Source organism: Chitinophaga sedimenti (genome assembly GCF_023156195.1).
Taxonomy (GTDB): Bacteria; Bacteroidota; Bacteroidia; order Chitinophagales; family Chitinophagaceae; genus Chitinophaga; species Chitinophaga sedimenti.
Genome location: NZ_JAKUKA010000001.1, coordinates 4,930,761 through 4,942,889 on the forward strand (window position 1 = coordinate 4,930,761; position 12,129 = coordinate 4,942,889).

A 12,129-nucleotide genomic window follows, 5' to 3' on the forward strand; every position below is an offset into this window, starting at 1 on the left:
AGTTACAATGGCATACGCATAATAACATCATTCATGAAATATCCATTGCCGATGTCTATGTCTTCTTCACCAATAACCGCAAAGCCCATACGTTCGTAAAACTGTATGGCTTTGTTATGGCGGTTTACGTTAAGTAACAGTCCCTGCTGAGCGGCCGCGCGACCAATCGTCGCTACTTCTCGGATCAGGTGCTGCCCTATCTTCTTCCCCTGCATTTCGGGCAGGATATAAATTTTATGCAACTTCACATCCGGCGAACCTTTATAATTCAGTTCATAACTGGCAAAGCCTACGGTTTCATTATTGTACCTGGCCAGCAGAAACACATGTCCGGCTTTCATTTGCCGTAACAGCGCCTGCTCATCGTACATCATGAACAGCATATAGTTAATCTGCTCCGCAGAAAGAATCTCGCCGAAAGTTTCCGGCCAGGTATTATTAGCGATGTGTTGTATAAACGGAATCCCGTTTTCGTTCGTCTGGTTAATGTTGATCATGAGTCGGACACGGCTTATTGCTAAAATACGAACTTTAGCTTTAGAAGTCTGTACAAACAATACACATCTATTTTTGTTAGTTTTAAGAAAAAAGTGCCCATGCGTCGTTTACTGTTGCTTCTTTTATTGTCCCTACCCATACATTCATTCGCCCAACAACTCAAAGCCGGTTTCGATCCGGAAGAATATTTGTCATTGTTAGGACTGCCACAGCAAAACGATAGTTCGGCCAAAGCCTTCTCCAGTAAGGACTTTGAGTTATTGCACATTTCACCGGAAGTTGGGCTTTTCAATAAATGGTTTTTGTGGAAAAGAAAAGACGGCGTTGGCGTAATTGTCATCCGCGGAACAGTGGGCCGGATGGAAAGCTGGCTGGCAAACTTTTATGCGGCCATGATTCCCGCCAGGGGAAGTATGCAGTTGAACGACAGCACCCGCTTCGATTATCAGCTGGCCGCCGATACTGCAAAAGCGTATGTGCATGCCGGCTGGACAGTTTCACTCGGCCATCTCGCCCCATCAATGTTGGAAAAGATAAAAGAGATGTATGCGCAGGGGACCCGCGAATTCATCATCATGGGGCACAGCCAGGGTGGTGCAATTGCATTCCTCGCCCGGTCTTATTTTCAATATAATAAAGAGCTGCCGAAAGATATTGTATATAAAACCTACTGCAGCGCGGCACCCAAGCCGGGCAATTTGTTTTACGCCTACGACTTTGACTTTATTACCCGCATGGGTTGGGGCTTTCGCGTAGTGAACAGTGAAGACTGGGTACCGGAAACGCCCTTTTCCCTGCAAACCCTTAAGGACTTCAACAATGTGAACGCGTTTATGAACGTGCCCGGCATGCTTAAAAACAGAAATTCTTCGTGCGACTCTATGGCAAATCTGTTTATAATAAATTAGACCGCTCCAGCCATAAAGCTATGAAGCGGATGCGGAAAACGTTGGGAACGAGGGTGGGAATGCTTGTAAGGCGCAAGACGCTGAAACAGTTGCAGATGCCGGAATATGTGTACAGTAATAATTACATGACGGCGGGCACACCTATCATTTTATTGGCCGATGCAGACTATCATGAGCAGTATAAGTTTGATGGGAAAAATGTGTTCGTGCACCACATGTTTGAGCCATATATTTATTTACTGAAGAAGTATTATTTCGCGAAATAAAAAACGGCCGGATGAACTCCGGCCGTTTTCGTTATGATATGAATTATTTTTAGTGAGATGCCATTGCCAGCTGTTGATATTCCCGTTGGAACAAAGCGGCCAGTTCTTTAAAGGTATCTCCTTTACTCACATCCCCGGTTTCGTAACCACGCTTAAACCAGTACATGCGTTGCTCGGAAGTACCGTGGGTAAAAGCGTCAGGCACCACATAGCCCTGCGACTGCTTCTGCAACCGATCATCACCGATTGCGTTTGCCGCGTTAAGCGCTTCTTCAATATCGCCAGCCTCCAGGATGTTTTTCATTTTTGTGCGTGATGCGCCCAAACGCCTGCCAGGAAATCGGCCTGCAATTCCAGCATCACAGATTGTTTGTTGTACTCGGATTCACTTACACGGCCGCGCATGTTATGTAGACGGTCGGAAATGCCAAGCAGGTTTTGCACATGATGCCCCACTTCGTGCGCCACCACGTAAGCCATGGCAAAGTCGCCCGGCGCACCAAAGCGCTGTCCTAGTTCATCATAAAAAGAAAGATCGATGTACACTTTCTGATCAGACGGGCAATAGAACGGTCCGGATGCTCACTTGCGCGCCGCCACAGGCCGACTGAACGGTACCGGTAAACAATACCAGCTTAGGCTCTGCGTATTGTTTGCCACTCTCAGAGAAGATTTTATTCCACACATCTTCCGTATCTGCCAGTACCACTTTTACAAAACTGGCCGCCTGGTCTTCCGCTGCCTGCTTTTCGGGTGTTTGCTGTGTTGAAGATTGTTGTGTATTAATCACTTGTGACGGATCACCGCCAAGGAAGTAAATAATGATGGCGATGACGATACCGCCGATGCCGCCACCCACGAGGGTTCCACCGCTCATGCCGCGGCGATCTTCCACGTTGCCGCTTTCGCGCCTGCCTGACCAACGCATAGTATAAAGGTTTTAGGAGTTAGTTGATACTAAAGTACAAGATATATGCCGTGTGCAAAAAATTTATCTGGCACATAAAGAAAAGGCCGGGTAAAAACCCGGCCCGGCTGAAGGTTACAACAAAATCTAAACCTGCTTATGAGAAAGTTTTGAAATCAAGATTATCCGAGCATCATCGCCATCAGGGAGGCGTCTTTGCTCTCCAGCTGTGAGGAGCCCATAAGGAACTCGTCTACTTTGCGGGCACACTCGCGGCCTTCGCTGATGGCCCAAACCACCAGGGATTGTCCGCGGCGCATATCGCCAGCTGCAAATACTTTAGGAATCGAAGTCTGGTAAGCCTTTTCGGTGGCTTTCACATTTCCACGCTCGTCCAGTTCTACTGCCGGGTCTTCCACCATACCGCTGTGCTGCGGATGTACGAAGCCCATGGCCAGGAAGGCCAGTTCGCAAGGCACTTCTCTTTCAGAACCAGCAACTTCGGTAAAGCGTGCAGGCCTGCCGTCTGCAGAAGCGGTCCATTGCAGGTCCACCAATTTCAACGCTTTCAGGTTACCGTTGCCGTCGCCGATAAATTCCTTGGTGGCAATCGCCCATTTTCTGTCTGCTCCTTCTTCGTGCGAAGTAGAAGTTTTCAGTATCATGGGATAGGTAGGCAGGGGCATATAGCTAGTGCGTTCTGTAGGAGGTTTTGGTAATAATTCCAATTGGGTGATGCTGATCGCACCATGGCGGTTAGATGTACCTACACAGTCGGAACCGGTGTCGCCACCCCCAATTACCACCACATTTTTACCGGTTGCCGGGGATGTCTTCACCGATCACAGGACGTTCGCTCACGCGTTTGTTCTGTTGTTTCAGGAAATCCATCGCAAAGTGAACACCCTTCAACTCGCGGCCGGGAATTGCCAGGTCGCGGGGAATGGTGGAGCCGCCCGCCAGCACAATCGCATGGTATTCGCGCAACAGGTCATTCACTTTAACATCCACGCCAATATTGGTATTACACTGAAACACCACACCTTCTTCTTCCATCACCTTTACACGGCGATCAATTACCCATTTTTCCAGTTTGAAATCCGGGATGCCGTAGCGGAGCAGACCGCCGGGCGCATCGTCGCGCTCAAACAGGGTAACCTGGTGACCAGCGTAGTTCAGCTGTGCAGCCGCCGCCAGTCCCGCAGGACCAGACCCCACCACCGCTACTTTTTGCCGGTGCGTAAACGCGGCGTGCGCGGTTGTACCAGGCCTTTGTCGAAGGCAATCTCAATAATATGTTTTTCAATTTCCTCGATGGCTACCGGGGGCTGATTAATGCCCAGTACGCAAGCGCTTTCGCACGGCGCGGGACAGATACGCCCGGTAAATTCAGGAAAATTATTGGTCGAAGATAAAACCTCGTATGCTTCCTGCCAGTCCTTGCGGTACACGGCATCGTTAAACTCAGGGATTACGTTGCCCAGGGGACAGCCGCTATGGCAGAAGGGTACGCCGCAATTCATGCAACGGGCCGACTGTTGGTTCAGTTTCTGTTCAGGAAGGCGCTCTACAAACTCGTTGTAGTGCTTTTTCCTGTCCGCAACCGGCGCTTTGCCAGGCAGTTCCCTTGTAAATTCTAAAAATCCTGTTGGTTTACCCATAACGCACTCCGTCTGTCGACGGCACTTTTACAGTTTAAAAATTATTTACCGCTCTTTTCGCTGCCTTGCTTCACAGATTCGGAAGTGATGAGGCCTTTCGCTTTCAGTACCGCCTTGTACTCTTTCGGGAATACTTTCACGAAGTGTGCAAGTTGATTGTCAAGGTCTTTTAATATGAACTTGGCAACCGTACTGTTGGTGTAAGCGTGGTGCTTGGTCAGCAGGTCCTGGAGCATCGCTGCATCTTCTTCTGTCAGCGGATCGAGGTCGATCATTTCCTTGTTGCAACGGCCGGCGAAAGTTCCTTTCAGGTCGTACACAAAGGCGATACCGCCACTCATGCCCGCACCAAAATTGCGGCCTGTTTCACCGAGAATTACCGCCTTGCCGCCGGTCATGTATTCGCAACCGTGGTCGCCGATACCTTCTACCACAACGGTAGCACCGGAGTTGCGTACGCAGAAGCGTTCGCCGGCTTTACCACGGATGTAAGCCTCACCGGAAGTTGCGCCGTAGAAGGCAACGTTGCCCGCGATGATGTTTTCTTCCGCTTTAAAACCACTCACGTCGTTGGATGGGTAGAGAATGAGTTTTGCGCCGCTCAGGCCCTTGCCAAAAGTGTCATTTGCTTCGCCTTCCAGTTCCAGTGTCATGCCTTTGGTTGTAAATGCACCAAAGCTCTGGCCTGCGGAACCGCTGAATTTGAAGTGAAGGGTATCTTCGGGCAAACCTTCGCTCTTGTATTTTTAGATACTTCGTTGGAAACGATGGCGCCAATGGTACGGTCGGTATTTTTAACAGTAAACTGTTTAAACACGCGTGTTTTGTTGTCAAGCGCAGGCTGAGCTGCTTTAAGCAACTGCCAGTCGATCACTTCCGCCAGACCATGGTCTTGTTCTTCCTGTTTGTACAGGCCAACTTCCGGTGTAGACGGTTCGCGGTACAGGATCGGGGAGAGATCCAGGTTTTTGTATTTCCAGTGATCAATGCCTTCACGCACCTGCAGGTTTTCTACCTGGCCAACCATCTCGTTGATGGTGGCGTAACCCAGGTCCGCCATGATCTCACGCAGTTCTTCTACCATAAAGTGGAAGAAGTTTACCACGTGCTGCGGGTCACCGGTAAAGCGTTTGCGCAGTTCGGGATCCTGGGTGGCAACGCCAACAGGACAAGTGTTCACATGGCACTTACGCATCATGATACAACCCTCTACCACGAGGGCTGCAGTAGCTACACCCCATTCTTCCGCACCCAGCAGGGTGGCGATAGCGATGTCACGGCCGGTTTTCATCTGGCCGTCGGCTTGTACCGTTACACGGCTGCGCAGTTTATTTTTTACCAGCGTCTGGTGCGTTTCCGCCAGACCGAGCTCCCATGGGAGACCAGCATGTTTAATAGAGCTGATGGGAGATGCTCCTGTACCGCCATCATAACCGGCGATCAGTACCACGTCCGCATGTGCTTTGGTTACACCGGCAGCAATCGTACCTACGCCCGCTTTAGATACCAGTTTTACGCTGATGCGGGCGGCGCGGTTGGCATTTTTCAGGTCAAAGATCAACTGTGCGAGGTCTTCGATAGAGTAGATGTCGTGATGTGGAGGCGGTGAAATCAAACCAACACCTGGTGTGGAGTGACGCACTTTACCGATCCATTCGTCTACCTTGTGGCCAGGCAGCTGTCCGCCTTCACCAGGTTTCGCACCCTGTGCCATTTTAATCTGCAGTTCGTCCGCATTAGTCAGGTAATAGCTGGTTACGCCGAAACGCGCAGAGGCCACCTGTTTGATCGCTGAACGCATAGAGTCGCCATTCGGCATCTCTTCATAACGCATTTCATCTTCACCACCCTCACCGGTATTGCTCTTGGCGCCAATGCGGTTCATCGCGATAGCCAGGGTAGAGTGGGCCTCGTGCGAGATAGAGCCAAAGCTCATTGCACCCGTGGCGAAGCGCTTAAATATAGCCGTAGCGGGTTCCACTTCTTCAATAGGAATGGATTTACGGGTACGTTTGAACGTAAACATGCTGCGAAGCGTTGCCGCTTTTTCTGCCTGGTCGTTTACGGTTTTTGAGTACTTTTTAAAGGTCGCGTAGTCATTCTGTTTCGTTGCGTATTGCAGCAGGTGAATTGTTTGCGGATTAAACAGGTGGAACTCGCCTTTACGTTTCCACTGGTAAATACCACCCACTGTCAGGCGCTGGATCGGCGTTTCTTTACGACCGTATCCCTGCCAGTGTTTAGCCAGCGTTTCTTTGGCGATTTCGTCGAGGCCCATACCCTGTATGCGGGATACTGCGCCAACGAAATATTTATCTACTACAGATTTATTAATACCGAGTATTTCAAAATCTGCGCGCCCTGGTAAGATTGCAGGGTAGAGATGCCCATTTTGGAGAACACTTTCAGCAGTCCGTCACAAACCGCTTTCACATAGTTCTTTTTCAGTTTATCTACATCCAGGTCTGTTTGCAGTTTGCCCGTGAGGCGCATGTCGCGGATAGTGCTCAGTGCCGGTATGGGTTGATGGCAGTTACGCCGAAGCCCAGCAGCGCTGCAAAGTGATGCACTTCCCAAACGTCGCCCGCTTCTACGATTAAGCCAACCTGGCCGCGATATCCTTTGCGGATCAGGTGGTGGTGAACAGCAGAAGCAGCCAGCAGCGAAGGAATGGCAGCATGCTCGGAGTCAATCGCCCTGTCCGACAGGATGATCACTTCAAACCCGTCTTCCACCGCATCTACCGCGTAACGGCAAAGGCGTTGCAGGCCTTTTTCCATGGAGCCGGGTTTACCGTCGGCACGGAAATAAGTATGTAAAGTCTTAGCCTGGAAAATACCGGTATCAATACTGCGGATTTTTTCCAGTTCGTAGTTGTTCAGAATCGGGTGATTCAGCGCCACGCTATGGCAGTGCAGCGGATCCTCGTCCAGCAGGTTACCGTTGTTACCCACAAAAGTAGCGAGTGACATTACGAGTCTTTCGCGAATAGGATCGATGGGAGGGTTGGTTACCTGGGCGAAAAGCTGTTTGAAATAGCTGGTCAGGTGCTGCGGCTGATCGCTTAAAACGGCCAGAGGAGCATCCGTGCCCATAGAACCAATCGGCTCTTTACCATCTATCGCCATTGGAGCAATGATGGTATCCAGGTCTTCGGTAGAATAACCGAATGCGCGCTGGTATTTAAAGATTTGATCGTGCTCGAGGTGTGTAAAGGTTACCCTTGGCTCAGGCAGCTCGGCCAAACGAATCTTATATTTATTAAGCCATTCCGCATAAGGTTGTTGGGAGCAGATCGCTTTTTTCAGTTCCGTATCTTCAATAATACGGCCCTGTTCCATATCTACTACGAACATTTTACCCGGTTGCAGGCGGCCTTTCTCTTTAACATTTGAAGGATCGATCGGCAGCACGCCAGCTTCAGAAGCCATAATCACACGATCGTCTTTGGTTACCACGAAGCGGGAGGGACGAAGACCGTTCCTGTCCAGGGTGGCGCCAATCATTTTACCGTCGGTGAAGGAAATGGAGGCGGGGCCGTCCCAAGGTTCCATCAGCGAAGCGTGATATTCGTAGAATGCTTTTTCTCAGGGTCCATGTCCTCATTGCCGTCCCAGGCTTCGGGGATCATCATCATCATTACATGAGGAAGACTACGGCCGGTGAGCGCCAGCAGTTCGATCACGTTATCGAGACAAGCGGAATCGGACTGGCCTTCTTCTACCAACGGCGTGAGCATTTCCATTTCCTCCGGGGTGAAGTATTTGGAAACGAAGCTCTTTTCGCCCGCGCGCAGCCAGTTCAGGTTACCTTTCAGCGTATTGATTTCACCGTTGTGCGCAATAAAGCGGTTCGGGTGAGCAAGTCTCCAGCTGGGGAAAGTGTTGGTGGCGAAACGGGAGTGGATCAGGCCAAAGGCAGATACCATGCGCTCATCGCTCAGGTCAGGATAATAATGACGCACCTGGTAAGTGGTAAGCTGGCCTTTATACACGATCGTTTTGTGAGAAAGCGATGCAATGTAAAAAGATGCTTTTTCCGGTGCGATAGAATTACGGACAGTTTTAGAAACGTAGTTGCGGAGCACAAACAGCTTACGCTCAAACTCTTCCGGATCGGAGATATGGAAGGGGAGGCGATAAATACCTGTTCAATTTCCGGCTCTACAGAAAGCGCGCCTTCGCCAATACCGTCCGGGCGAACGGGTACTTTACGAAAACCGAGGATATCGAGGCCCAGTTTTTCCGCGCAGCGCTGCATGATTTCGCGACACTCCTCGCGCCAGCGTGGCTCTTTCGGGAAAAATATCTGTCCTACGCCATATTTACCAAAGCCCGGGCAGTTTGATGCCGAGCTTTAAACATTCATCATAGAAAAATTCGTGCGGCATCTGGATAAGAATACCTGCACCGTCGCCGGTATTTACTTCACAACCGCAGGCGCCACGGTGTTCCATGTTCTCGAGCATTGTGAGTGCATCGCGGATGATCTGGTGAGACTTACGGCCTTTAATATGGGCTGCGAAACCGATACCACAGGCATCGGATTCAAATTCCGGACGGTACAAACCTTGCAACTTGCTTCCTTCACGCATTGGCTTAGATTTTATTCAACATTAATTCAAGTACACTTTTCCCATGAGACTGAAAGGCGCCTTTTTGGAACTTTATACTGCATTGTTACGGGAACGGTTTAAAGATACTAATAGAATGCGGTATTTTTATATAAACATTTGTTTAACCGCTAAAATTTAGAAATTATCAAAAATGGGCCATGCTTTATTTAAAATGGATATAGTTGGCGCAGACAAAATGAGTTAATTCGGGGATATTTAAAGATAAGAAATTTTTAGCGTGGCCGGAGCGGAGTATTGCATCTTATCCTTTTCTAGTAGAATGTTAACACGAGCGGCTTCTAATCAACCATTTATATTGGCATTATTTCTAATTTATAGAAACGATTGTATATAAGAAGGCCCGGTTTGCTGCCGGGCCTTGTATAATATTATATAGATGTAATTATTCGAAAAGGAATTTTGTACGTCCGTTGACGGTTTGCATTCTGAGCGCATCGCTCGCGAGGCTTTCGTTCTGCAGCCTGTCCAACGCGGTAACAAAATAAACGAAATGTGTGCCCGGTACATATTTAGGATCCACCCACATGGGATCAGGCATTTGTGGAACGATCGCCGCAATTTTCGTGGGGTCGTTCAGGTTAACAACCTCTTTTTCACCGAAGCGGTAAATAACGTAGCGGGTAGTCTGACCCGTGGTGTCGTCATCCGCCCAATGCAGTTCCAGGCCACTGGACTTTTCGAACGCATCGATAAAATACGGCGGCATCGGTGGCGTATTGTCCAGCCACGGCATGGTGGGGATCAGCGCCGGGTATTTATAAAGATGGTTGCGTAAACTATCGCGGATGCCTAACGGATTACTATCGAACGAGCGGGCGCGGAAAAACACGCTGCCCTGCACGGTGGGAAGCGACCGGTTCGCATTGATCTGGTTCAGCATTTCCCGGGGATTACGCCAGGCGCCGCTTTCACCTATTTTGTAAACAGCGAGGCCCGGGTACATATGTCGGCCATATGCATGCTGCGACCACCAGTTTACCAGTACTTCATAGCCAACCAGACGGTGACCGAACTCCCAATACAGCTGCGGCGTGGCGTAATCGATCCAGCCGCTGCGGCTCCATTTAAGAATATCTGCGTAGAGATCATCGTAGTTGGTCATACCACCGCGCGTGTTCGACCCTTCCGGATCGCGGTCGCGGTTTCGCCAAACGCCGAACGGACTAATCCCGAACTTTACCCATGGCTTTTCGGCTTTGATAGCGATGCTTACCTGGTGCATTAACGTGTCGACGTTCCACCGGCGCCAGTCATCCTTGTTCATGTTGCGGCCGTAGATGCGATAGGAGGGATTGTCCGGAAATTCTTTTCCGGCAATACGATATGGGTAGAAGTAATCGTCGAAGTGGATGCCATCTACGTCGTAGCGTTTCACCACATCACGGATGATTTGGGTAAAATAGTCGCGCACTTCGGGCAGCCCCGGATCAAAGAGTTTTTGATCGCCATATTGCAGGAACCACTGTGGGCGCAGCCGGCTGATGTGGTTAGGGGCCAGTACGTTACTGCGTGTATTCATTACCGCGCGGTAGGGATTGAACCAGGCGTGGAGCTCGAGGCCCCGTTTATGTGATTCTTCGATCGCGAACTGCAGCGGATCATAATATGGTTCCGGCGGACGCCCCTGGCTGCCGCTGAGGTATTCGGACCAGGGCTCGTAGGACGAAGCGTACAGGGCATCGGCAGCAGGCCGCACCTGGAAGAACACGGCGTTCATGCCATCGCGGACGATGTCGTCCAGCATGTTCATCAGTTCCTGCTTTTGCTGGCCGGCGGGTAAACCCTTGCGCGAAGGCCAGTCTATATTTCCAACCGAGGCAATCCATACCGCGCGCATTTCGCGCTTCGGGGGCAGCTGTGCATAACATTGCGTAGCAAGGCCACCGCACAACATGATCCCCGCTAAAAGTTTCTTCAACATTCAGCCGTCTTTATATCCCTGAAAAATTGCGAAAATAACTAAACATGCAATGGATTCAAATTTCAGGCCCAAATTGAAATGAAAATCAGCGTTTTGATTGCCTGTAGCGCAAATTGCGAGAATCAAAATAATAGGAGGCCGTAGATTTATCTGCGTAAAGCAAACGTGATGAGTACCTTTTATATTGCTACCAATCCAATTGATAATTACTGGTTTACGCTAAGGTCAGATAGCGGAGAAAAGCTGTTGCACGCTGCGGGATTTTATACAAAGGCAGCCTGTCTGCAAGGGATTACACAAATAAAAGCCGCGGCGGTATTGCCCGAGCGGTACGTCCGTAAAGGCATGGAACAGCATCGCCACTTTTTTGTGCTGCTATCTGAAAAAGGAAAGTCCATCGCCGTAAGTGAAATTTTTAAAACAGATACGGAAATGGAAAGGGCTTTAACCGAAATAATCGAAACGGTAATGACCGCCAACCTGGTCTTTGAAAGGAAAATTCAAACGTCGGATAAGTAACGGCGGAGCATTTGTGCATCTTTAAGTGCATAGCCGTTGATATCATTATTGAAAAAAGCCCAAACCTGGTGTCCCCCGTTCAGCCACCGCCGGCACTTTTTCGCGTAGGCGCGCAACGTATTCGGATGGTAGGCAGAGGCGTACAATTTGCCCGGACCATGAAACCGCAGATATACATGTTTCGCCGTTAACACTTCGTCAGATGGGAAAAGGCCGCCGGAATCCGCGATGACGAGCCCGATGTCGTATTTGCGCATCAGCGACAAACTTTCCTCGGTATACCAGCTTTCGTGCCGCACTTCCATTGAAAACTGGTATTGCCGGTACGTGTTATGCAATAAGGCGTAAAAATGCGCGGTTACTTCCGGGTTAAAAGTCGCATTGGCCGGCAATTGTATCAGAATAGGTCCAAGATGTTTGCGTACCGGGTCGAACACGTCAAAGAATCGCTGGAGCGGTTGCTCAGGATCGTGCAGCTTTTTCATATGCGAAAGAAAGCGGTTCATTTTTGGACAGAATATAAAACCATCTGGCACGGTGGTAACCCATTGCTGCACGGTTTCGGGCTTAGGCAGGCGGTAAAAGCTATTGTTAATTTCTATACAGTCAAAGTCTTTGGCAAAAAAGGAAAGCCAATCGGCAGACTTTACCGTGGCGGGGTAATAAATTTCTTTCCAATGTTTATAGCTCCACCCGGAAGTACCAATGTGCGCCTTTTGCATGATGCTTTTTAAGAAGAACATCAATATTAGTACCACGGCGGCGAAGCGAACTATTCCCAAAAAAGAAAAAGGCGACCGTTAGTGGACGCCT

The 12,129-nt window shown here is 49.6% G+C and carries 14 protein-coding genes and 2 pseudogenes; 3 read left to right on the top strand and 13 right to left on the bottom strand.

The genetic code is table 11. From position 1 onward, the window contains the following. Positions 1-2: 2 nt before the first annotated feature. The gene (locus MKQ70_RS28265) at positions 3-497 is read right to left on the bottom strand and encodes a GNAT family N-acetyltransferase (RefSeq protein ID WP_248076928.1); all 495 of its coding nucleotides are present in this window, start codon (positions 495-497) and stop codon (positions 3-5) included. A 99-nt stretch (positions 498-596) separates the two neighbouring features. On the opposite strand from MKQ70_RS28265, the gene MKQ70_RS28270 reads away from it, so the two are divergent. Continuing rightward, positions 597-1,406: a lipase family protein gene (locus tag MKQ70_RS28270; protein WP_248076931.1), complete on the top strand. Its 810-nt coding sequence runs from the start codon at positions 597-599 to the stop codon at positions 1,404-1,406. Between the two features lie 29 nt (positions 1,407-1,435). Then, positions 1,436-1,672, top strand: a complete 237-nt coding sequence (locus MKQ70_RS28275; protein WP_248076943.1) for a hypothetical protein — start codon at positions 1,436-1,438, stop codon at positions 1,670-1,672. A 49-nt stretch (positions 1,673-1,721) separates the two neighbouring features. Here the strand turns inward: MKQ70_RS28275 and MKQ70_RS42830 are convergent. The 11 genes and pseudogenes from MKQ70_RS42830 to MKQ70_RS28330 form a co-directional block, all read right to left on the bottom strand. Then, positions 1,722-2,218, bottom strand: a pseudogene (locus MKQ70_RS42830) (neutral zinc metallopeptidase). Positions 2,219-2,225: 7 nt separating this feature from the next. Next, positions 2,226-2,600 (bottom strand): neutral zinc metallopeptidase, encoded by a 375-nt coding sequence (locus MKQ70_RS39830; protein WP_282456842.1) that lies wholly within the window; start codon positions 2,598-2,600, stop codon positions 2,226-2,228. Positions 2,601-2,761: 161 nt separating this feature from the next. Further along, positions 2,762-3,388, bottom strand: a complete 627-nt coding sequence (locus MKQ70_RS39835; RefSeq protein WP_308199218.1) for an FAD-dependent oxidoreductase — start codon at positions 3,386-3,388, stop codon at positions 2,762-2,764. A 4-nt stretch (positions 3,389-3,392) separates the two neighbouring features. Further along, complete coding sequence (locus tag MKQ70_RS39840) at positions 3,393-3,797, bottom strand: NAD(P)-binding protein (RefSeq protein WP_308199219.1); 405 nt, start codon at positions 3,795-3,797, stop codon at positions 3,393-3,395. A 5-nt stretch (positions 3,798-3,802) separates the two neighbouring features. Beyond that, positions 3,803-4,240: a hypothetical protein gene (locus tag MKQ70_RS28295; RefSeq protein ID WP_248076948.1), complete on the bottom strand. Its 438-nt coding sequence runs from the start codon at positions 4,238-4,240 to the stop codon at positions 3,803-3,805. Positions 4,241-4,281: 41 nt separating this feature from the next. Then, positions 4,282-4,968 carry a GltB/FmdC/FwdC-like GXGXG domain-containing protein gene (locus MKQ70_RS28300; protein WP_248076951.1) on the bottom strand — a complete coding sequence of 229 codons (687 nt, stop codon included), beginning with the start codon at positions 4,966-4,968 and terminating at the stop codon, positions 4,282-4,284. Further along, positions 4,890-6,518 carry a glutamate synthase-related protein gene (locus MKQ70_RS28305; protein ID WP_248076961.1) on the bottom strand — a complete coding sequence of 543 codons (1,629 nt, stop codon included), beginning with the start codon at positions 6,516-6,518 and terminating at the stop codon, positions 4,890-4,892. Before MKQ70_RS28305 ends, MKQ70_RS28300 begins: the two co-directional genes overlap by 79 nt. A gap of 41 nt (positions 6,519-6,559) precedes the next feature. Continuing rightward, positions 6,560-8,297 (bottom strand): annotated as a pseudogene (locus MKQ70_RS42835) (glutamate synthase central domain-containing protein); the annotation flags it as partial. After that, entirely contained in the window at positions 8,180-8,548 is a 369-nt protein-coding gene (locus tag MKQ70_RS42840; RefSeq protein WP_372490155.1) for a hypothetical protein, read from the bottom strand. The pseudogene MKQ70_RS42835 and the gene MKQ70_RS42840, both read right to left, overlap by 118 nt. Before the next feature lie 16 nt (positions 8,549-8,564). Next, a complete protein-coding gene (locus tag MKQ70_RS28325) occupies positions 8,565-8,834 on the bottom strand; it encodes a hypothetical protein (RefSeq protein ID WP_248076976.1) in 270 nt (89 codons plus the stop codon). Positions 8,835-9,258: 424 nt separating this feature from the next. Then, positions 9,259-10,797, bottom strand: coding sequence for a glycoside hydrolase family 10-like protein (locus MKQ70_RS28330; protein WP_248076979.1), 1,539 nt, complete (start codon positions 10,795-10,797; stop codon positions 9,259-9,261). Between the two features lie 168 nt (positions 10,798-10,965). Between MKQ70_RS28330 and MKQ70_RS28335 the strand changes: the two genes are divergently transcribed. Next, positions 10,966-11,316, top strand: coding sequence for a DUF1508 domain-containing protein (locus MKQ70_RS28335; RefSeq protein ID WP_248076982.1), 351 nt, complete (start codon positions 10,966-10,968; stop codon positions 11,314-11,316). Here MKQ70_RS28335 and MKQ70_RS28340 read toward each other — a convergent pair. After that, on the bottom strand, positions 11,298-12,038 hold the full coding sequence (locus MKQ70_RS28340; protein WP_248076995.1) for a DUF72 domain-containing protein: 741 nt from the start codon (positions 12,036-12,038) through the stop codon (positions 11,298-11,300). The genes MKQ70_RS28335 and MKQ70_RS28340 overlap by 19 nt on opposite strands. Between the last annotated feature and the right edge of the window lie 91 nt (positions 12,039-12,129).